At 48.9% G+C, this 22,184-nt stretch carries 16 protein-coding genes; 5 read left to right on the forward strand and 11 right to left on the reverse strand.

Annotated elements, in window-relative coordinates; all coding sequences use genetic code 11:
• Positions 1-50: 50 nt before the first annotated feature.
• Positions 51-1,943 (reverse strand): AIPR family protein, encoded by a 1,893-nt coding sequence (locus BGX12_RS06535; protein ID WP_109735324.1) that lies wholly within the window; start codon positions 1,941-1,943, stop codon positions 51-53.
• Positions 1,944-2,213: 270 nt separating this feature from the next.
• Here BGX12_RS06535 and BGX12_RS06540 point away from each other — a divergent pair, with 270 nt between their 5' ends.
• From BGX12_RS06540 to BGX12_RS06550, 3 genes are read left to right on the forward strand one after another with little or no spacing between them, the layout of a single operon-like run.
• Complete coding sequence (locus BGX12_RS06540; protein WP_109735281.1) at positions 2,214-2,966, forward strand: leucine-rich repeat domain-containing protein; 753 nt, start codon at positions 2,214-2,216, stop codon at positions 2,964-2,966.
• Positions 2,956-4,266: a S41 family peptidase gene (locus tag BGX12_RS06545; protein WP_109735282.1), complete on the forward strand. Its 1,311-nt coding sequence runs from the start codon at positions 2,956-2,958 to the stop codon at positions 4,264-4,266. Before BGX12_RS06540 ends, BGX12_RS06545 begins: the two co-directional genes overlap by 11 nt.
• Before the next feature lie 25 nt (positions 4,267-4,291).
• Entirely contained in the window at positions 4,292-5,716 is a 1,425-nt protein-coding gene (locus tag BGX12_RS06550; RefSeq protein ID WP_109735283.1) for a S41 family peptidase, read from the forward strand.
• Here BGX12_RS06550 and BGX12_RS06555 read toward each other — a convergent pair whose 3' ends face one another.
• Both BGX12_RS06555 and BGX12_RS06560 read right to left on the reverse strand, forming a co-directional pair.
• Positions 5,717-7,027 (reverse strand): M23 family metallopeptidase, encoded by a 1,311-nt coding sequence (locus BGX12_RS06555; protein WP_109735284.1) that lies wholly within the window; start codon positions 7,025-7,027, stop codon positions 5,717-5,719.
• Positions 7,028-7,146: 119 nt separating this feature from the next.
• Positions 7,147-8,073 carry an FKBP-type peptidyl-prolyl cis-trans isomerase gene (locus BGX12_RS06560; RefSeq protein WP_109735285.1) on the reverse strand — a complete coding sequence of 309 codons (927 nt, stop codon included), beginning with the start codon at positions 8,071-8,073 and terminating at the stop codon, positions 7,147-7,149.
• A 147-nt stretch (positions 8,074-8,220) separates the two neighbouring features.
• On the opposite strand from BGX12_RS06560, the gene glmS reads away from it, so the two are divergent.
• Complete coding sequence (gene glmS, locus BGX12_RS06565) at positions 8,221-10,047, forward strand: glutamine--fructose-6-phosphate transaminase (isomerizing) (protein ID WP_109735286.1); 1,827 nt, start codon at positions 8,221-8,223, stop codon at positions 10,045-10,047.
• Positions 10,048-10,446: 399 nt separating this feature from the next.
• Positions 10,447-12,009, forward strand: a complete 1,563-nt coding sequence (locus BGX12_RS06570) for a ScpA family protein (RefSeq protein WP_109735287.1) — start codon at positions 10,447-10,449, stop codon at positions 12,007-12,009.
• 79 nt (positions 12,010-12,088) lie between these two features.
• Here the strand turns inward: BGX12_RS06570 and BGX12_RS06575 are convergent, their stop codons facing one another.
• The 8 genes from BGX12_RS06575 to BGX12_RS06610 form a co-directional block, all read right to left on the reverse strand.
• Positions 12,089-12,802, reverse strand: a complete 714-nt coding sequence (locus BGX12_RS06575) for a zinc metallopeptidase (protein WP_109735288.1) — start codon at positions 12,800-12,802, stop codon at positions 12,089-12,091.
• Between the two features lie 106 nt (positions 12,803-12,908).
• Positions 12,909-14,099 (reverse strand): ABC transporter permease, encoded by a 1,191-nt coding sequence (locus BGX12_RS06580; RefSeq protein ID WP_109735289.1) that lies wholly within the window; start codon positions 14,097-14,099, stop codon positions 12,909-12,911.
• The gene (locus BGX12_RS06585) at positions 14,096-15,268 is read right to left on the reverse strand and encodes an ABC transporter permease (protein ID WP_146196272.1); all 1,173 of its coding nucleotides are present in this window, start codon (positions 15,266-15,268) and stop codon (positions 14,096-14,098) included. Before BGX12_RS06585 ends, BGX12_RS06580 begins: the two co-directional genes overlap by 4 nt.
• Positions 15,269-15,286: 18 nt before the next feature.
• Positions 15,287-16,285 (reverse strand): HlyD family secretion protein, encoded by a 999-nt coding sequence (locus tag BGX12_RS06590; protein WP_109735291.1) that lies wholly within the window; start codon positions 16,283-16,285, stop codon positions 15,287-15,289.
• 29 nt (positions 16,286-16,314) lie between these two features.
• Positions 16,315-18,099: a TolC family protein gene (locus BGX12_RS06595; protein ID WP_109735292.1), complete on the reverse strand. Its 1,785-nt coding sequence runs from the start codon at positions 18,097-18,099 to the stop codon at positions 16,315-16,317.
• Between the two features lie 157 nt (positions 18,100-18,256).
• On the reverse strand, positions 18,257-19,900 hold the full coding sequence (locus BGX12_RS06600) for a lamin tail domain-containing protein (protein ID WP_109735325.1): 1,644 nt from the start codon (positions 19,898-19,900) through the stop codon (positions 18,257-18,259).
• Between the two features lie 33 nt (positions 19,901-19,933).
• Entirely contained in the window at positions 19,934-20,764 is an 831-nt protein-coding gene (locus BGX12_RS06605; protein ID WP_109735293.1) for a polyphosphate polymerase domain-containing protein, read from the reverse strand.
• A gap of 1 nt (position 20,765) precedes the next feature.
• Positions 20,766-22,145 carry a hypothetical protein gene (locus tag BGX12_RS06610; protein WP_109735294.1) on the reverse strand — a complete coding sequence of 460 codons (1,380 nt, stop codon included), beginning with the start codon at positions 22,143-22,145 and terminating at the stop codon, positions 20,766-20,768.
• Positions 22,146-22,184 lie beyond the last annotated feature (39 nt).

Consider the following 22,184-nt stretch of genomic DNA (forward strand, 5'->3'; position numbering starts at 1 on the left):
CCCCTGGTCTATATAACCAGGAGCCTTTTAATATCAAATGAACCGAGCGGTTAGATAAATGCTTCAATACCTTCGCGGCACTTTTCCCACTGCTTGTTCTTCTTGCAGAGGAGGTCAAGCATCTTTTCGTAGGTAGCCGTGTTGGAGAAGCCCTTCCACAGACGACGTTCCACAGATTCACCGCTATCCTTGTCGATGGTGGTGATGGTGTCGTAGTAGTTGGAGTTATCCTTGAATTCGCTGATGAGGATGCCCTTCAGGTCGTCTGTGTAGATCTTGGAGGCATACTTCAGGATGGATTCATTGAAGTTCAGTTCGTTTTCAACCAGCCAGTCGAAATCCTGGATCGGATCGCCGTAGATGAGCCAATGCTTGAGGGCGAGAGCCACAACCAGGTCCTTGACGGCGCTGCGGAAGATGAACTTGTCTTCCAGGCGGCCATTCCAGGTAATGCGGGTCAGCGGATTATCGTCGTTAGCTTCGATGGACACGCCCTTACCCGGGGTCACCTTACGGATCTTAATGGGGAGGCGAGAAAGAAGCTGCCAAGCCTTGGTGAAGGCAATGGTCTTGCGGACGAAATCCCGTTCCTTTTCGGGAGCCACGCGAACGAAGGCGCCGAAGCAACGCTGGTAAAGAGTTTCCTTGTCAAAGATGCAGTCAGAGGAACGGCATTCAGAGAGCTTGCCATCCATCATGAACAGGGTCTTTGCAAGTTCAGGACGCATACGGACTTCCAGCTTACGGGTACGAGCCTTCAGACGGACGCCATCCTTGTAAACGTAGGTAAAGCCTTCTTCCTGGTAACGCTGCCAGATGAAGAACTGCAGGTCGTCAGCAGCACGCAGGTGGTAGCTGAACACCGGGTTCTGACGGTTGTTAGCCATGGTCACCTGGTTCAGGAAGCTATCAGCACCGGGATACGGCACCACAACCTTCACGAGAACATACGGATTCACCGGCTTCTTGCTCTTCTTGGCATACTGTTCGTAAGTGAACAGGGACTGAGCACCGTTAATAATCTTGGGACGTTCAATGAAGAGGACCTTCTTGCCGTCGCGATCCTTCAGGCGAAGGTCATCACCGGTAAGGGTCATACCGTTGTGCAGGAACGGGAAATCGTCCACGTTCACGTTCTGGTCATCGTTACGTTCCATGGTCTGGAAAGCGTCAATGAGGGCAGCGTTGGTATGAGTAAGGTTACCGAGGTAAGTACGGATGTTGGAGCTGACGATAGCCATGTTGTGCTTGGTCTTCAGACGCTTGCCCAGAGCAACATGGTAGTCAAAAATGGTACGGATGGGGCAGAAACCGAGGAACAGTTCACCGTGGTCGCTGGTGAGGTGCAGCGGTTCGGATTCCATCACAATTTCAAGTTTGTCATCTGCAGAGCGGAAATCGCGGGTCAGGTCATCGTGTTCTGCGGAAATTTCCAGCTTAGCCTTAACTTCGTCCTTCCAGAGGGTAAGCTTACGGCGCATGTCCTTAAGGGTACGTTCCAGTTCGGAGTCGGTAATGTCGCGGCTAGCGCGGGTACGAAGCACGGTAATTTCCAGGGTTTCCATGTAAGGACGGCTGGCCGGTGCGTCATCTTCCTCTTCTTCAGAATCTTCGGAAATCTTATTGATTGCCCAGGGATCAGCCTCTTCACGGAGAGACATGAAGAACGGATTGGTGGGGTCGCTAGTACGGAACACAGCGATTTGCAACTGCTTCAGGTCGGCATTCAGGTGAGCCACGACCTTTTCGAGCGGAGTATCTTCATCCAGAAAGATGAAGAATTCCATATAGCCCTGGGAGTACTGGAAACCATGGAAGCAACCATTTTCGTCCAGGTTTAAGTGCCGGAGTGCCTTAATACGATCGGTGGGATCGTTAGGGTTGAGACTCAAAAGGCTAGCCACAAATGCTAGACGGCGTTCCTGTGATTTGGTTAATTCCATTTTTTCCTCAGCTTCTAAATCGGCAAAAATCGGGTATACAGAGTACACCTTTTTATTACCTATATAATTACGCACCTAAAAATAGCTTCAAAAAGGGGGCATAGAGCATAAAAAGGACAAAAAAAGTCAAAACTTTTCATTTTTTTTTCAAAACCGCTCGTTTTTTAATAAACATTTGAGCACTAAAACCTCCTTTTTTACGTTTTTTATACCCCTCCTATCTCTTTTTCCATTAAAAAAGCTATGATTAAGTCGTATAGGAGTTTTACTATGAATTTGCTAGAAGTCATCGCAAAAGCCAAGGCAGACAAGGCCACCGTCCTGGACTTGTCCCAGCAGAATATTCGCATCCTTCCTCAGGAACTTTTTGAGCTGACGGATCTCGAAGAACTGAACCTCGACCGCAACATGCTGGTGGAAATTCCCGACGACATCGGCAAACTCAAGAACTTGAAGAAATTATCCATCAGCGAAAACGACTTGATGGAACTTCCCGAAACCATTGGTGAACTGACCAAGCTGGAACACCTATATCTAGGTTACAACAGCCTGTCCGAGCTTCCGGATTCCATTGGTAAGTTGACAAAGCTCCAGAATGTGAACATTGCCAAGAACCAGCTATTGGATCTGACCAACGAAGTGGGCAAGTGGGTAAACGTAACCAAGCTGTCCCTCCACGACAACATGCTCTCCGAAATCCCCGCCACCTTAGGCAAACTCAAAAAATTAAAGAAACTCTACCTGGACAACAACGACCTGAGCAGCATTCCTGCCGCACTGGGCCATCTGGAAGCTCTGGAAATTCTCATGGTCTCCGGCAACAGCCTGGGAGCCATCCCTTCTGAATTCGGCAACCTGAAGAAGCTGAAGGAATTGGTCCTGGACGCAAACCAACTGGCTACTCTCCCCGAAAGTCTTGCCGAATGCGATAGCCTGGAAACCATTTCCGTAATCGAAAACCCGCTGGAAGTAGGCATTCCCCGCGTCCTTCAGGACAAGAAGGGGCTGAACATTGACCAGTAAGTTTCATGGCGGACTTGCATTGAAGGCGGCGATTCTTTTCGTCGCCTTTTTGCAATGCAGCTGCTCTGATTTTTTTCAACCCGTAGAAAGCACTCCTACCCCATCGGAATACGAATTCAACTACTGGCTGTTAAAGCGCCAATACTTGTACGAAGATGAACTGGAAAAACTGGATCCCCACGGCGATTCCGTCCAGACACTCTACAGCGCTCTTTCCGATCGATATACCCGATACATTCCCCCCTCGAAAAGCGAAGAAGTAAGTACCAGCATTGAATCCAGTTTCATTTCTGGAGATGTAGGCATGGAGTACAAGTGGGGCGATACAGAACATCCTCTTTATATCCACCGCGTTTACCCCAACAGTCCTGCGGGAAGAGCAGGAGTTCCCCGTCACGGAAACATTATTAAAATCAACGATGTAAAGCTGGAAGGCTGCACCGCATACAGTGTCTACGATTCCGTCCTATCCAAAAATAAGGAAGTTTCTCTTACGGTGGTCTCCCAGCAGGACACTCTGCACTTTGACTTGATCAAGGAAGATGTCTACGCCCCGACAGTAATACTGGATACCCTATACGGAACGGAATTCATCATCATCACGGAATTCAAACAAATCACTGCAGGAAAAAATCCCAATGGCACTTACGGTGAATTGCAAAGCTTACTAGACACCCTGCCCAACGACGGCAAACCCCGCATTTTAGATTTGAGAGGTAATCCCGGCGGTCTCGTAAATCAGTGTATTAAAATGGCGGATTTATTTGTAAAGAGCGGAAAGCTTTCCACCCGAGCATGGCGCGCCCTGGAGCCGGACGGACAAGCAGTCAAACGGACCATTACAGAAAACGCAAAACCTGGAGATGCAGGTGAAGGTCGTCCTTTCATGCTGCTGGTGGACAAGTCCAGTGCAAGCTGTGCGGAAATTTTCACGGCAGCTGTTGCGGAGGGCGCAGATATCCCAGTCGCAGGATCAGTCTCCTACGGAAAAGGCATTGGGCAATCCACCTGGAACACCATCAATAACGGTCTCGCAATTATCACCAATCTGGAATTTTTGACACCAAAGGGAAATTCCTATCACAAAACAGGAATCGTCCCCGACTATCCTTGCGAATACGAAACCATAACCACAAAGTGCAGGGCCTCCGTGGCGATCAGTTCCAAATGTGCCGTGGATGCACTTCATAAGGCTTATGGGAAAAAATCTCTCGAGAAGATCACCCCCCACATCCAAGAAAACCTCCAGCCCATTTATCGACAGCAGAAATCCCTGGGCGGAGCGCTCTTGAATTTGTAATTTGAATCTCATTTAGGAGGAACAAATGAAAACTTGTTCAAAATTAAAGGCATTAGGCTTAGGCGCTGTACTTGCAGCAGCTCTCACAGGCTGTTCTTCCGATAGCGACAGTGACGGTCTGGTCCTACCTGGCACATCCAGTGATATCCCGAACGAACTGAAGGCCAACTACCTATTTTTGAACTTCTACTATTTCTATGCTCACGAGAAAAACGAACTGAGCGACAATATTCTGAGCTACTACAACGCCCCAATACTTTCAAGCTACGGTCGCAGCGCCTGTACCATCAACTATACCGACGTATGTTACATGTACAGCAAGATGAGCGATCCGTACACCCGCTATTACGATCCGAACTACGCTGCAAAAGTTCTCGCCATGATTAACGAATCCGACAAGGATATCGGCATTGGCGCAATTCTTGAAACCATAGGCGAAGAAGGAAACACCGCTTTAGTATTTACCCAAGTCTACGAAAAGTCACCTGCACAAAAAGCAGGCCTTCTCGAAAATGACACCCTGATTTCCATTGACAAAACCATCCCTGCAACGGAAAAGGCAGCCCTTGCATTGCTTAGTGGCGAAGAAGGGGACATTATTTCTGTCGAAGTGAAGCGAGCTGAAGATACGCTTGCATTTAAAATTGAACTAGGCGAATTCGCAACCCCCACTGTCTATTTAAGCTACCAGGATTCCATTCCCGTAATCCGTATTACGGAATTTGACAGCAAGACTGTTAGCGACAGCGGTACTTATGGAGAATTCATCCAGGCATTGAAGAAAACCGAAGGCGCAAAGTCCACCATCATCGACCTCCGTGGAAATCCAGGCGGCGATACCAGGCAGTGCAACAGTATCTCTGCAGAATTCCTGGACGAAGGCGACACCATTATTATCGACATTGAAACAAACATGGATTCCACCATAAAGAACAAGCAACTTTCGTACTTCCAGGTTTTCGACACCATTCCCTACATAACCACTGCAGAAGGGCTGGCTAAGGATCGTTACGTCGTATTCTTAGCAGACACCATGTCCGCCAGCTGTGCAGAAGTTGTGCTTTCCGCCGTTCCCGTCAACACCAAATCTCCCATCGTGGGACTCATTTCCTACGGTAAAGGCATTGGACAGTACGTCATTGACAATACCCCTGACAATGGTCTGGCCCTGATTACAGGTCTACAATCCATGGACAAGAACGGAAACGTCTACCATCGCGTAGGCATCGTGCCGGACTACGAAAGTGACGATTCGGCAGAACAGATGAAGGTTGCGGTTGAATGGGCTAAGGAAAGAACAAAGACTCGTCGTACCGAAGGATTCTACGGTTCTGAATCTACAGGTCACTTCGCAAAGAAAGTTCGAGCTGTCAGAACAGAAAATTCCTTCCCCAAAAACAAGAAGGAATTCTACCAGCAACTTGGTGGAAAACTGGTGATCAAGAAATAATTAAAGTTTGATCATTCGGACCAATACTTCGGTCGTATCGTTGGCCTTGACTGCAGGAGCAGCCAAGGTCTTTTCAATTTGACTGCGAATTTCCACCACCTGCTTTTGCAATCTTGCAAGACGTTCGCCCGTAAGCTTGGGAGCAGCAATCATTGTCTTGCTTGCAGGATTCATCCAGGCACCCTTCTCATTCTTGAATCCCAAATGAAGATGGGGTCCTGTGCTACGGCCTGTGTTGCCCACACGTCCAATGACCTGACGTGCGGCCACATGCGTACCAACACTGACGCCACGGGTAGACAAATGCATGTACCAGCTTTCGGAATTATCACGATGGCGAATGGCAATCTTGTTTCCGCTAAATTCATCATAACCAGAAACAGTCACATTACCTTCGGCCACGGCATAGACAGGCGTTCCCACCGGGTTTCCACCATAGTCAATACCATGATGAGTTTTACGCTGACCCGTAATAGGATGAATACGGGAACCAAAAGGACTTGTAATGTGGAGGCGGTCCAAGGGATAGCGTAATCCGTCAAAAATCAAGGCCTCACCCTTTTCGGTATAATGAGCGTTGAAGGAACTCTTGGGATCTCCGTCATCATAGCGGAAAGCTTCATGATGTCCCACCACACGGCCATTGAATTCCGCATATACAACCTTGCCGGAAATCCAGATGGAATCCTGATAGAAGGTTTCTTCCAGAAGAATGCGGAAACTATCCCCCGGCTGAGCCTGGGCGAAAGCAACCTTACACTGAAGGACACCACTGACGATTCCCACCATACGGCCAGGAATACCAACCTTGAAAAGGGTTCCATTCAAGGTGCTTCCAGAGGCAAGAGAACCTTCAAAAATGGAAAGTCTGCGAACAACCGGCTTTTCCAATCGGCTGTAGACATAACCATCGTCCGTTTTCGTAAGCATATGGACTGTTGCAGGATTTGTTGCGTACCTAAAACGTTGAACGCTACCCGCACTATCGATTGCGGCATAAAAAACCTGGCCAACACGCATTGCAGATAGTTCCACACTATCCTGCATGGCAAGAACAATTTTACCACGTTCCGTCTGATTGATATGCATGCGGGAAAGCACCTGGAACAAACCATCCCCCGCACGAACCGTATCATTCTCGATATCCCAATTTACAGGAACAAATTGAGTGTTTTCAATGACAGCCTGCAAGGAATCCACCTTAGCACGCAAGGATTCACCTTCGGCTTTTAGGGACTGGATTTTCTGTTCTTCGTTACAGGATGTAAAAAACAGGGCCAGAATTGCACACAACGCAAACTTATGGAGCATGAACACCTCAAAAAATCAACACCAATGCAAAAAGTAAAGTTGGAGTTTACAAAATAAAAAAAATCCCCGGATTGTCTCCGGAGATTTTTCAAAAGACTTTTCTAATCTAGGAAATCTTTTTACTGTGCTGCAGCAGGAGCGGCAGGAGCGGCTGCGGGAGCGGCAGCCGGTGCAGCAGCTGCAGGTGCGGCGGCAGCAGGCTTAGCTTCTGCCTTGGGAGCAGCCTTCTTAGCAGCCTTCTTTTCGGCCTTAGCAGGAGTCTTCACTTCCGGCTTAGCTTCCTCAACCTTCGGTTCTTCTGCGGCATGGGTGTCAATCAGTTCCATTTCGAACACGAGAGTGCTGTTGCCCGGAATCTGCGGACCACGGCCACGAGGACCGTAAGCGATGTCGCTAGGAATCCATGCGGTCACCTTTTCGCCCACCTTCATGAGCTTGAGCATTTCGGTCCAACCCGGAATGACGGCGTTGATGGGGAATTCCAGAGGTTGGCCACGATCGACAGAGCTGTCGAACTTGGTGCCGTCCAGAAGAGTACCGGTGTAATGAACCTTGACGATGTGACCTTCTGCAGGAGTTGCACCATCAGCATTACCTTCGGTGATTACCTTGTACTGAAGACCACTTTCGGTGGTGATAACGCCTTCAGCGGTCTTGTTCTTGGCAAGGAAAGCTTCGCCGGCAGCCTTGTTAGCTTCAGCAGCCAGGCTATCCTTCATTTCCTTTTCTCTCTGGCGATCAGCGGAAAGCTTGTTGAGAGTTTCAAATACGACAGAGTCAACCATCAGATACTTTGCGGAATCTTCGTTATAACGTTCCTTGAAAGCCTGAATGAATACGTCAACGTCAAGATCAATGGAATCACGAGTGACCAGCTGGAAGTGTGCCTGGTTACCAAAGTGAGCACCGAGGGCGTAGCTGTACTTTTCCTTATCAGTCACCAAAGTAGTCTTAGTCTGGGAAGCTGCACCACCCTGGCAGAACTGATCGCAACCAGTCATAGCCAAAGCAAGAGCGCCTGCAGCAATAATCAATTTTTTATCCATTCTCATTCCTTTTTTTGGCGCAAGCATCGCTAGCGCACGTTTGTGTCCCGAAAAATAACAAAAATCGCAGTTCAAAAGAACGGATAAAATCTTTTTTACCAAAAGTTTTTCATATATTGCCCTCTGTAAGCAAATCAAGGAACATATATGTGCGGAATCGTTGGTTACATCGGTCAAAATGATGCATTGCCCGTTCTTGTGGGCGGTTTAAAGAAACTTGAATATCGCGGATATGACAGTTCCGGCGTGTCCGTCTTGAACGACGGCAAGATTACTACAGTTCGAGCTTCCGGCAAGATTTCTGCCCTGGAAGAAAAACTGAAAGCAACCCCCGCAGCAGGCAACCTTGGTATCGCCCACACCCGTTGGGCCACCCACGGAGCTCCTACCGAACAGAACGCACACCCTCACACCAGTTTTGACGGAAAGATTTCCATCGTTCACAACGGTATTATTGAAAATTATGCTGTCCTGAAAAAACGCCTCCAGGCAGATGGAATTGAATTCAAGTCCGAAACCGATACCGAAGTCGTCGCCCACCTGATTGCAAAGTTCTACACCGGCAACCTTAAGGACGCCGTCCTTAAGGCCCTTTCCCTTATCGAAGGAACCTTTGGTCTTGCAGTAATCTGCAGTGAACGTCCCGGCACCCTGATTGGCGCCCGCCGTGGCAGCCCCCTGATTTTGGGAATTGGCCAGAATGAATTCTATCTGGCCAGTGACGTTTCCGCTATTATCAGCCACACCCAGAAGGTTGTCTATCTGGAAGATAACGACGTGGTGGAAATTCATGAAGATGGCTATAACCTGCTGAACATTCTCCGTCAGCCGGTGCAGCACGAAGTCCAGGATGTGGAATTCGATGCAGACTCTATCGCCAAGGGCGGCTTTGCCCACTTCATGCTGAAGGAAATTTTTGAACAGCCCGAAGTTCTGCGCAACACCATGCGCGGTCGTCTTCTGGCCGCAGAAGGTAACGCAAAGCTCGCCGGTCTCGACACCAACATCAAGGAACTGCGAAACATCAATCGTATTATCATTACCGCTTGCGGTACCAGCTACTACGCAGGTATGGTAGGCGAATACATGATTGAAGATCTTGCAGGCGTTCCTGTAGAAGTGGAATACGCTTCCGAGTTCCGTTACCGCAATCCCATTATCAAGCCGGGTACTCTTGTTCTCGCCATTTCCCAATCCGGCGAAACCGCCGACACCTTGGCTGCATTGAAGGAAGCCCAGCAGAAGGGTGCTACGGCTCTCGCCATCTGTAACGGCGTAGGTTCAACCATCGCACGTACCAGCGACGGTGGTGTTTACCTGCACGCAGGTCCCGAAATCGGTGTGGCAAGTACAAAGGCTTTCACCTCCCAGGTAACAGTCCTTGCCATGATCGCATTGCTGTTAGGTCGCCAGCGCCGCCTTTCCTTCGAAAGCGGTATGGACATCGTAAAATCCATGCAGGAACTTCCGGATTTGGCAGAACAGACTTTAAAACTTTCCGACCAGATTGCCGGTATCGCCCAGAAGTACGCAAAGGCTGGAAATTTCCTGTACCTGGGCCGTCACTACAACTACCCCGTCGCGATGGAAGGCGCCCTGAAGCTGAAGGAAATCAGCTACATCCATGCAGAAGGTTATCCCGCTGCAGAAATGAAGCACGGCCCCATCGCCCTTATCGACGAAAACATGCCGGTCGTAGTGATCGCCCCGAAGGATGCCCTCTTTGACAAGGTCATCAGCAACGTCCGCGAAATCAAGGCCCGTGGCGGCAAAGTCATCGCCATTACTACTGAGGATTGCCACCCGCTGGACGAAATTGCGGACCATCTGATCAAGGTACCCAAGACATCTAGCATGCTCATGCCTATTCTCACCTGCATTCCGTTGCAGTTGCTGGCCTACCATATCGCAGTCCTCCGCGGCAACGACGTGGACCAGCCGAGAAACCTGGCAAAGAGCGTGACGGTGGAATAGTGGCTAATGAGGTCGGCGCGAAGCGCCTTTGAGGAGTGAGGTTGACAGGTCGCACCTGACGGTGCTTGAGGGAAGTTGGCAATAGAGACTAGAAATTAGAACCTAGAGATTAGTGGTTAGAATACATCAAACCTCTAGGAGCGAAGCTCCGACCTCATACCTCAAGCGAAGCGTACCTCTAAGATCCTAGACCCTAAACTAGTGATTAGTGGTTAGAGATTTTAGGGTATAGGGTTCAGGGTATTGTGATTAGGGATGTCGGGAATACGCTGCGAGTAAAATCTAGTTGTCTTAAAAACGCAAGCGCTTGAAACCCGCTGCCCTAGCCCCTAGAACCTAGCCCCTAGCCCCTAATATACTCTAACCTCTAAACCAGAGTTTTTTCTACATTTGAAGCCTATGGAAACAGAACAGGAACTTTTGGAACAGGAAGAATACGAAGTCCGTATTGGAGCCTTCAACGGCCCCATGGACCTTCTAGTCTATCTAGTCCAGAAAAAAGAAGTTCCCCTGGAACAGATTTCCATTGCAGAAATTGCCGACCAGTTCCTGAAATGGGTAAACGTCTATAGCGAATCCACCAGTATGGACCTTTCCAAGGCAGGGGATTTCCTCTCCATGGCAAGTCGACTTATGGCCCTGAAGGTTCAGGAACTGCTCCCCGCCGAAGAACGTGATCCGGAAATGGAAGCGGAATATAACGAAGACCGCGAAGCCCTCATGAAGGAAATGTTGGAATACCAGCGTTTCAAGCAGGTGGCTAGCGGACTCCAGGAAATGGAAGGGAACAACTTCGGAACTTATTCCCGCGGTCGTCTGGAAAAGACACAGAACGATGATGAAACCTTGGCAGACGCAAATATCTGGCAGCTTTTCCGAGCCTACCAGAAAAGCCTGAAGACAAAGATTTCCGAAACGATCCATCACATCGAACTGGACTACGTCACCATTCAGGACCGTCAGCAGGCCATCAACAACTTCCTCAGCGTCAATGGCCGCGCACTCTTTGAAGACCTCCTGGATAACGATGCCCACCCCATTGTTGCTGCAGTGACCTTCATGGCCATGCTGGAAATGATCAAGACGGATGAAATCGTCTTCAGGCAAAGTGAACTGTTCGGTCCTATTTGGATTTACCGCAAAAAGAACAATGCGGACTACGCCGACGAAATGGCCCGCGAAACCGTATTCTTCAGCAAGGATCCGGACGTAAAGCCGGGCCTTGTAGAGGCCATCCGTAACCAGGCACTGGCCCGTTCCAAGGAACAGACTGTAGGAGACCTGGCAGCAGTCATGCGCGAAGCCGTGCAATGGACTGAAAGCGGACGCAACGTTTCTGAAGATGATCTTACCGCCATGCTGGAAGGTAAGGTGGATATGTCCGACGTCCAGGAAAACCCCTTCGCCGAAATGATGAAGGCAGATGACGCCGCAGAAGGTGTAGTTACGGATTCCCAGGAACAGCCGGTTGTCGCTACAGAATCCGTTACAGAAACACCCGCCGTCATTTCAAGTGACGAGAGCGACGACGACTTCGTTCCTGAAGTTGTAACATCTGCCGATGACGACGAAGATGAAATTCCCGTCGTAGTTTCCGCAACGGAAGTTTCTGAAGAACCCATTGTGGCAACACCCACACAGGACACTGCTCCAGAGCCGCAAATGACAGACGAAGAATTCGCCGAGTTCATGCGCAAGGCCCAGGAATTTTATAGCAATGGTGAGGCATCTGCACCTGTAATCCAGCCCGATGTGGCTCCCGTGCAGCAAGCGCCCGTAATCCCCGAAGAAAAGTCTATTGAAGAAAACCAGGTAGAGGAAGAAGTTCCTGTTGTCCAGAAGGCTGAAGAACCTGAGGAAGACAAGGATGACAGTCCCTTCTTTGCAGGCAATGAAATGACCGATGAAGAATACATTGCCTATCTTACGCGAAGCGCAAAGAACTTCGGAAAAAAAGACTAATTCTCCGATTTTGACGGAATAAAAAAGCACCGCAAATTGCGGTGCCCTTTTTATACAAGCGCTAGGATTATGCGTCAGACTAATCTCGTCTTCCGCCAAACAGGCCTGCTCTATAAGCCCAGTACAGCAACTGAAGAATGGAACCTACCGCTGCAGCCACATAGGTTAGACCGGCAGCAAACAGGACGCCACTCACCGTATTGTATTCACGACCCTGGGACACAATATCCAGGCGGGCAAGAATTTTCTTGGCGCGGCTGGAAGCATCAAATTCCACAGGCACAGTCACCAAAGTGAACAAGGTGGTAGCCGCAAACAACAGGACGCCGACAATGGCAACATCCTGACCGAAGGCCTTTCCCATGCCCATAAGCATGATACCGATGATCACAATCAGCGGTCCAAAGTTAGAACCGATGTTTGCCACAGGAACAATGGCAGAACGAAGCCACATGGGGAAATAGCCTTGAGCATGCTGGATAGCGTGTCCTACTTCGTGAGCAGCAACACCTGCAGCACTTGCACTACGGCCATAGTAAACTTCGCGGGACAAGTTCAGAGTCTTGTTCATGGGATTATAATGGTCCGACAGGAAACCATGGTGTTCCAGCACCTGGACATCCGTAATACCAGCGTCCATAAGGATAGCCTTTGCAATATCGGCCCCAGTAAGACCGCTGGAGATACCAACCTTCTGACCTGCAGCAAAGCGGGTCTTTACCATCCAGGACACACCGCCAGAAAGGACCAGGGTGACCAACAGGATTCCCATATAGAGGGGATCAAACATCATAACAAAACCTCTTTGTCGTTATCAACAGAACCACATGCCCTGTCAATTTTTTCCTCCATAAATGTACAAAAAAAGCCCACAGGTTGACCTGCAGGCACTTTTTCTATTACATATCCCCAGTTTTTAATGGCATTTTGTCGCGGATTCTTGTAAGTACAAGACCTAACAGCATATAGAACACCGCCTGTAGGGCCAAAGGATATAGCAGGGACGAAGCTTCATAAATATCAGCACCGCGTTGTTCGATACTCAACCAGGCAGGTACTGCAAACGTTGAAGGCAACAATGCAGATAAGCCATACATCCAGGTGGGCACAAGATTCGTGGGCCAGCTGAAATTGGCAAGGAACAGAATCGGGATGCTCATGTACAGGAATATCTGCATGCTTGTCTCGCGACGGAGGAAAACCTGAGACAGCACCATTCCAAAATTGATGGTACTGAAAAGGAAAACCACCGCAAAGGCAATCATAGGCAGGACCTGTCCACGACGGGGAAATTCAAAAACGTTGTACACCACAAAATGGTACAACAGAATGAAGCTGCAATAATGGAGGAAGTATGCCAGGGATCGTCCGAAATAACGATACGGCATCTTTTCGTTTTCCACTTCACTGTCGCGGTACTTTTTACGGAACTTGCGATGGGCACGAGCACCACCAAGTACGCAGATGCCAATGACAAGCGTTTGCTGAAGAATCAGCACTAACACACTAGGCACCACGTAATTGGAATAACTGCCTGTATTATTGTACAAGGTCTGGATACTAATCGGGGCGGGATCGCGCATGGCAATAGCCTTGGCGGCGGGGACTTTCTTTCCGAGGGCAATCCGCTTGACCTTCGTCGTCGCCCCAAGAGTCAAAGCACAAGTGGTAAAAGCCGTTCCAATATTTCCGTGGAGCATCACGTAGGCGCCATGCGTAAATACATTAACCATAGCGGTCCCTCCGTTACGCAAGGTCTTCTCCATGTCCTGAGGGATCACCATGAAACCATAGATTTTCTCATTGGCCAAGGCGTCTTCCGCATCACGCAAATCGGAGAACACGTAACGTACATCAATTTGCTGAGCAGCCTCAGACATCTGAGTCAACTGTCGAGACATGACCGTATGATCCAAATCCACTACAGCAACAGGAACTTCAGACACAGTCTGATTCATGTAAGGTGTAGGATAGTAGAAGGCGTAAAGAACGCCTGCAACCACCAGAAGCAACACCGCAGCAGCATCTGTATAGAACAGCTTCCATTCGGCAAAAGCAACCTTCATGAGGCGTCTAAAAAGATCTATCATTTCTTAATAGCCTCCCCCATCAAATTTACAGAAACAAGGTTCCGTTCTTCTTCACGTTTTGCCGCCTTTTTCCAGCGAACAAATAACAAGCGGGAAGCAAGTAAATGCCAGAACAGGGCCATCACCAACAGCACAACAATAGATTCCCATGCGTGAGCCTTACCTGCACTTCCCAGGAGCATACAGGACTGCACTTTTAGAACATGGGTCAAAGGCAGGCAGAAGGCAAAACAACGGACAGCCAAAGGCATTGCCATGATCGGGAAAGTCTGTCCCGCAAAAGCAAAGGCAGGCCCTGCAATAACACCCGCCACGCTGGTAGACATGCGCATGTTCCCCGTAATGGCAACAAAGGCAGCCCCCGCACCATTACAGGCAAACACCATGGCCATCTGCCCAGAAGCGGTAATAATGAACTCATCCAAAGTCATAGGCGCCATAAAACGATGAGTGTAAGCATACACCCCAATCATCGCCATGGACTGAATTAGCCCTAAAGGGAGAATGGTTGCCAGCCCCAGGATTACACGGGACCCACCAGCAGCAGCCAGATATTCACGAACGCGATGATCGCGGAACGGCAAGCTGAATATATACACAGCGGCAAGAATACAGGCCAAATGGAAAATGGCGGTAACAAGTCCCATTCCAAGAAATCCTTGGTAATTTCCTGTAGAGTTTCCCACTGACTGAAGAGAAACCTTTACCGGCTCATCCATACCTTTAGTAAACAAGTTTGATCCGATGGAGGAAATAACTGTACGGATTTCCTTTGTAGCGAAGGAATTGGTCAGATAGTTCTGTCCACTGGAAAAAACGGGAATGACGGGGGATTCAAGGCGAAGGGCACGACGTTCCAAGTCGTAAGGCAAAAGCACAAACGCCTGTAATTCCCCCTTCACGACAGCATGTTCACATTCACTGAAATCTTCACATTCCAAAACCACATCCACCACGGGATTTGCATGAAGACCGTCCTCAAGTTCATCCGCAAATTGACTACGGTCCTGTTTGATAACCCCTACAGGAATATGCTGGAGGATTTCAGCGGAAAACACATCCACCATAAAGATGGATGTCGCCATAGGCAAAATGAGGATTACAAGCCACATCACCAGATTATGGCCGAAGTAAACCTTCCTTACCGTTCTGAAAAAGCTACGAAACACGGAAGCCTTCCAGCGGGATTACTGAATTTGTTCCACAGGGAAAAGAACGCTCATGCCCGGGCGGAGGTTTTCAACCTTAGCCTTGGGGCGCATGCGAACTTCGAAGCTCTTCAGGTCGAAACCGCCACTTTCCTTGGAAGAACGCCAGGTGGCATAATCTCCTACAGAAGCGATATAGGAAACTTCCATATCCACATGCATGTCAAGAGCGGGAATGTACATATTGAAGGTCTTACCCTTGAAAACATTCTTCAGCATGTCTTCACGAAGGTGGAATACAGCCCAGGAATCATCCAGATCGGTAACCGCAAGAATCGGCATGCCAGACCCAACCACTTCCCCTTCTTCCACAAGCTTCACGGAAACTTCACCGGAAATGGGGGCACGAATCTTAGTTTCTTCCAGATAAGCATCCACTTCGGCATTTGCACCCTTTGCCTGAAGGACAAGAGCATTTGCGGCAGCCTTATCTTCGGAACGGGCTCCAGCAAGTGCCTGGTCATACTGGGCCTTGGCTGCATCAGCGGCAGACTGGGAAGCCTTCATCTGGGTTTCAGCTTCATCGCGTTTCTGCAACGGAAGTACACCTTCGCTATAAAGCTTTTGCACGCGGTCATAAGTATTGCGGGCAAGATTTGCTGCATCTTGAGCACGATCTGCCATCGCCTTCAGTGCAGTCACGTCTTCGCTACGTGCACCATTACGAGCCTTGGAAGCTTGAGCACGAGCAGCACCAAGAGCGCCTTGAGCCTGCATCTTCTTTGCTTCGATTTCGGGACTGCTGATAATTGCCACAATGGCATTCTTCTCTACCATATCCCCTTCGCGGAAGAACACCGTTTCCACTCGGCCAGGAACCTTACCAGCAACCAATACTCGGCGGGCTTCCATCTGTCCCTGAAGGAAAGCCTCGCGAGGTTCCGTCGCAAACTTCTGCAAGGTGGAAATGCCCAGCACAATCAGTGCAATAAGGGCTGCGACGACCAAAACCTTTCCAATAATTTTCAGCGCTTTCATCAATCATTCTCCATTTCTATTCATTAAATTTATTGTGCCTGAGCAGGGGCGGACGTTTCTTCAGTCACAGGCTGGGTAGATTCTACAGGTGCTGCAGGCGGCACAGGTTCTGCTGCAGATTCTGCAGCAGGCATTGCCATAGGAGGCTGAACCGGTTCCACTGTAGCTACAGGTTCCGCAGGAGTTACCGGTTCCACAACCTGTTCTGCAGGAGCAGGTTCCACCGGTTTCACATCCTTCAACATTTCACCCGCATTTGCGACTTCGCCACTAGCTTCCAACAATCCAAGCCACGCAACCACCGCGTCAAAATGAGCCTTCAATTCTGCCACCTGCAAACGGGACAAGGCAAGTTCAGCATCCACCACATCAAGGCCTGTAGCAAGGCCTGCTTCATAAGCAAGAGTCTGACTACGATGAGCCTCTTCTGCAAGTTCACGAGTCTTGGAAAGGCTCGTCAAGCGGCTCTGAGCATGTTCCTTTTCACGCCAGCGTTTTTCAACTAGAAGCTTGATGTTGTCCATGGTCTGTTCTTCCATGCTGCTGAGAGAGCGATCCATAGCCTTTGCATTTGCAACCTTGGAACGGGTTTCTCCACCCTTGAACAAATCCCACTGAAGCTTTGCACCTACAGCCCATTCCGGTTCCAGAATAGTCAAGTCCTTCGTATACAGTTCCTTATAGGCAAACAATGCTACCATAGGATAGTAATCACCCTGTGCAGCGCTCACTGCAGCCTGGGAACGCTTACGTTCCGTACGGAGCTGAGCCAGCCCCGGATGCTTCTCCAGAGCCAACTGCTTGAATTCCTCCATGGAATGAATATTATCCGGAACAAGAACCGGAGTAACTGCGGTAAGGCTAGTATCCGTATGCAGAAGACTTGCAAGGGCCATACGGGCAAGAGACTGGTCGCGATAGGAATCTTCCAGAGCATTTTCTGCTTCCGCTAGGGCAACTTCTGCACGGAGGCGTTCCGCCTTACTGATCTGGCCACCTTCCTCCAATTTCTTGGAACGAGCAAGATGTTCTTCCAAATTCTTCTTGGTTTCCTCGCGCATGATGGTCAATTCTTCAGCCAGACGCAAAGTAAAATACTTGGTGGCCACATCCATCAGAACCGTATTCTGAGCCATTTCAAACGCAGCCTTCTTGGCGACCACATTTTCCTTGGCAGCACTATAGGCCGCCGTACGTTTGAAGCCCGTGAACAGAGGCCAGATTGCAGTCAAGCGAGCATTGAAAAACACATCGTCCTGGACCTTCATGCTGAAGTCCTTGGAGTCCTTAATTTTACTGGATGCGTCAGCACCAAATTTTTCTGCCTGCTGGACCGCAGCATCGTTGGCATCCTTACTGGTTACCACAGCACTCCATATATCGCCCGTCTTGCCTTCCAGCGCAGCCTTTGCCTGTTCTTCCGCCATGGACTGCGGCATACCTGCAGCAACCATTTGCTTTACGGCTCCAGCATAGGCTTCACCATAGGCTTTTTCGTACGCAGCATTATAGGTAGCCAAATACGCCTTGGAATACGCTGCGGCACCTGCAATATCACTTAGAGGAGCCTGAAGGGAGCTTAAGTCGATTGTAATGGGATCGTTTATCTTTGTAACGCTAGCAGTCAAAGTAAGCTGAGGCAAAAAGCGGGAACGAGCTTCCCCCTGGCCACTTTCAGCCATATCCACCTTAGCCTTTTCTGCTTTAATCTGGGAATTGCTGTTTTTTGCCATTTCAATGGCATCTGAAAGTGTAATAGGTGTAGCGGATACTGCGATACAAGACGAAAAAAGAAGAGCCAAACACTTTTTCATATTGTTAAAAATAACAATTCTCTACTTTTTACATCATTCCAAAAACCTTATATTTCTTACTTTTTTCGCAAATAATATTACAAAATTATTACAATATTTTTCAGATATAAAAAAAGGGCTCCCTTCCGGAAGCCTCTTTAATCTCGTCGCAATATAACTACTTGCCGAAAGTAGGTTCAGCAGCTTTCCATGCAGAAGGGCCATAACCCATTGTAGTCACGTTTGCACGCTGCAAACTATAACCGACACCATCAGCATCTGTGAGGCCAGCCCATGCATCGGAATACAAGGTAGCATCGTGCCAGATGTAGAAATACTTGACAATACCATCCTTCGTCGTTGAAGAATAGGGTTCCTTCACCGCAATGGTTTCACCACGGTTGGAAAGCTTACCATTGTAGGTGTAGATAGCAACATCCGCCGGAACACTATAAGTCGTTCGAACAAGGTCAGCCCCCCAGCCAGCATCATTCACATCTTCCAATACGCTGGGAATCAAAAGGATTCGTCCATTAGCCGGAATGATATCGTTGGGACCGAATTCAATATTCACGCCTTCGACCTTCCAGCCCTTCTTTACGGTAGAATTGTAAAGGGAAATGGGAGCTGCAGTGGCGTTCACCAGTTCCAGGAATTCGAACGGCAGAGCATCCTTTTCATCCGGATGATAATGAATTTCGTCAATATAGACAGAACCAAGCTTAAGGGCAGAATTCATTGCACCCGGAGTCGCTTCGGCAAGGGGTCCCTGAGCAATGGAACCGTCAGCCACGTCCACGACACCGCTTACACCCTTACCAGCCGGGAGCCAGATACTGGATTCCTGACCTTCCACCATGCCATACAGGTAGATTTCACCACCCTGGTCGGAAACCACAAGTTCATCGCTGAAGTCCTTGGCACCATCAAGAAGCAGATAGCCACCTGCAGGAACAACGCCAGCGTTAATGGTCAACTTTTCATTGCGAAGCTTTACGAACAAAGTCCAACCCGTGACATCAACAGGTTCCTTGCCGGAATTGTACAGTTCAACCCAGGAAGCTTCAAAGCCGGCAGTGCCCAGAATAGAGGGCTTCACTTCGTTAATACGGACGGTATTCACCACGTCAATGCAAGCATCATTGCCTACACCCGGATTACCATTGGGAAGCGCACTTGCACACCAGGAAACAGACTGAGCTGCAATTCCACCGGTGTATACCAGGGAACGGCCCTTACCATCAGCAAGACTCGGCCAGGGAGGTTCACTACTGAAAGCGCAGGTCACGTCACCTTCGCCACGAACCTTCACGTTCACCACGCCACCTTCATTCACAAGCTTACCCGTCATACCGCCGAAAACTCGACCAGCGAAAGTAGGATATGCCTTAGCAAATTCTGCAGCGTCATTGGTCACAACCACATATTCGCCCTTCTTAAGGGGTTCTGCAGGGAAAGTGAAATCCACATCACCGCTCAGACGCAGCAAGTAATCCTGCATGTTGGCCATGTCAGAACCGCCTGCGATATAGATTTCCACCCATTCCAGGGGAGATCCATCGGCTGCGTTATACATAATTTCAGAGCAAGCCATCTGCGGTTCATCCTTATCGGAAAGAGACGCACTGGACACCAGCACGCTATTTCCACCGCCATTAGAGTTGGAGGAACTTGCAACAGGATTCTGCTGTCCAGCAGAAGATGTTCCATCCACCGGCGGATTGACCGGATTGTTCGGAGATGACGGATCGTCAGAGCAGGCGGCCATCATGGAAACGAGGGCAACGCTTGCACCAGCAGTAAAAAGTTTCTTGATATCCATAAGAGACATCCTTTTAAGAGTATTTTCTCTATATTACAAATTTTCTTCCAACGTAGTTCCAAGTTTCGTCCAGTAAGGGGTCTTGAAACGGCGAGGATTTTCATAAATACGCTGCCATTCAGCCGCAGCATTACCAAACTTGGAGAATCCGCCCTGTTTTAAGTTCAGGAATCGGATCAAGTCGATCATCCAATAAGGCACCTGAGAGCAAGGACACTTCAACTCAAGCACAGCGTCACATCCGGGCAGGAAAAACCTGGGAATACCCGTGGACTGCATGTAGTGAGGATCGACGGTATAGTCAAAACCATTTTCTTCACGGAAACGCATGCCCGTATCAATAGTCACACGGGAATACTCTTCGCGAAGACCAAACCAGGCGCGACGCTTATACTGCGTCAAGAGACGAGGATGGGCCCCATGAAGTTCCGTCTTGTATAGAAAATCCTTCAGGTACTTACGATCCTTGTCCGTCTTGCAAGGCCATTCTTCCGGCTTCATATGCCACACTTCACCAGGGTTAATCCCCTTGATAGTCGCACGGCTCTTGTAACAGATACTCTTGATCTTGCGCTTCACTTCAAAATGGAAAGTACCATCCTGAGCGGGATGTTCACCATAGGTACGAATGCGCATGTTGAAGCGGTCCAGCAACTGCTTCTTTTTCCATCCTAGGAATGTCCAGGACGGGGTATCCAGATACAGGTTGGTAATCCAGTAGAATCCACCCGGAGTAATCTTGGAATAATAGTCTTCTTCACAATAGGGAGCAATGAAGGCGCCAATTTTATCGGCCCATTCCACAGGAATGTGGTACTTCAGCTCGAATCGTTCGAGAAGACTAAAACCGCGGGCTTCGGCCATATTACTTCAGACCCTTCTGCAAATGATTCTGGACACCTTCTTCAGAGAGAACGCCAGCATACTGCAGCAAAGCAAGATAGCGGTTGTAAATTTCGTTTTCCAGCTTGATTGCCTTCATGTTGCTTGCAATAGCACTTTCACGGGCACGCAACTGCAGAAGAGGATCGGAGCCGGCATTCTTGGCAAACTGTTCAAAAATGCTATTGGAAGTCACCTGTTCCACAAATTCCTTCTGAACCTTCCACTGGGCAACCAAGGAATTCACTTCTTCAACCAACTTGGCAACCTTCTGGTTCACGTCACGGACTTCGTCCATGTAGTCACCTTCGGCATCCAGGTCCGCTACCTGAGTGCGAAGCTCGCTATCCTTATTGCTATCGAAGAACGGAAGACGGAAAGCCAGATTTGCAAAGAACTTATCAGCAGTCTTTCGATTATCAACATCAGGAACGAGAACTCTTGCTGTCGCAGTACATCCCAACTGGCTCGTACAACCAGTCTTCTTTTCGAAGTCGGTCTTGTAATCCGCATAAGAACCAGTGCCGTACACATCATAGGCATCCAGGTCCTTATACTTTTCCATCAGGGATTCAATCTGCAGGGAATAGCCGATACCAATATGGGAAATGTAATCGCGATCCTTGGCATTATCCTGACGTGCCTTGGATTTTTCTTCCTTCATTTTTCCCGCAGCCATAGCAATCAAGGGGAAGTTGTCATTTACGACCACGCCACCTTCCAGCTGCTTAATCACGTCATCAATAGAGGGGAGCCAGCTAGAATCAAGTTCTATCGCATCAAAGTCGGGAACCCACTGGTGAAGCTTATTGGCATAGTATTCCATGGAAGTGCTATCGCTAATCAGTTCAGCACGAAGGTCCGCTTCCTTTTCAATAGCATCCATCAAGTCCTGAGGATTGAAGTTGGGAGAGCCAGATTTCAAGTGCAGCACTTCAATACGGTCCAGGTTCACCTGGTACAATTCCTTCGTCAACTGATTCAGACGCTGACGGAGTACATAATGAATTCCGCGTTCGTAACGATCATAAAGCAGGACGCCACGATCCGCCGCAAGATGCGCTTTCTGATATGCAGCCTGAGCGTCCCAATGATCACGATCCGCAGCACCTTCCCCAAAAGACTTAGGAACAAAGCGAAGTTCAAAATCATGGCTTGCAAAGCTGAAACCATCCAGCTTATAACGCAGTTCCAGTTTATCCCAAAGTTTGGTTCCTCTTCCAGAAGAGGTCATCTCTGCACGCTTCTGGGCGGTCTGATAGCGAGGATCTTCATCAACGGACTGAATCAGCTTTTCCCAAGTCAGGGGGCCTGCAAAAGCCACTGCAGACAAGGCCAGAGTTGCTAATCCAAACTTTTTCATAAACACAACCTAAATACGTTTAAAATTTTAATCTGCGAA

The organism is Fibrobacter sp. UWR4 (assembly GCF_003149045.1).
Classification (GTDB): Bacteria; Fibrobacterota; Fibrobacteria; order Fibrobacterales; family Fibrobacteraceae; genus Fibrobacter.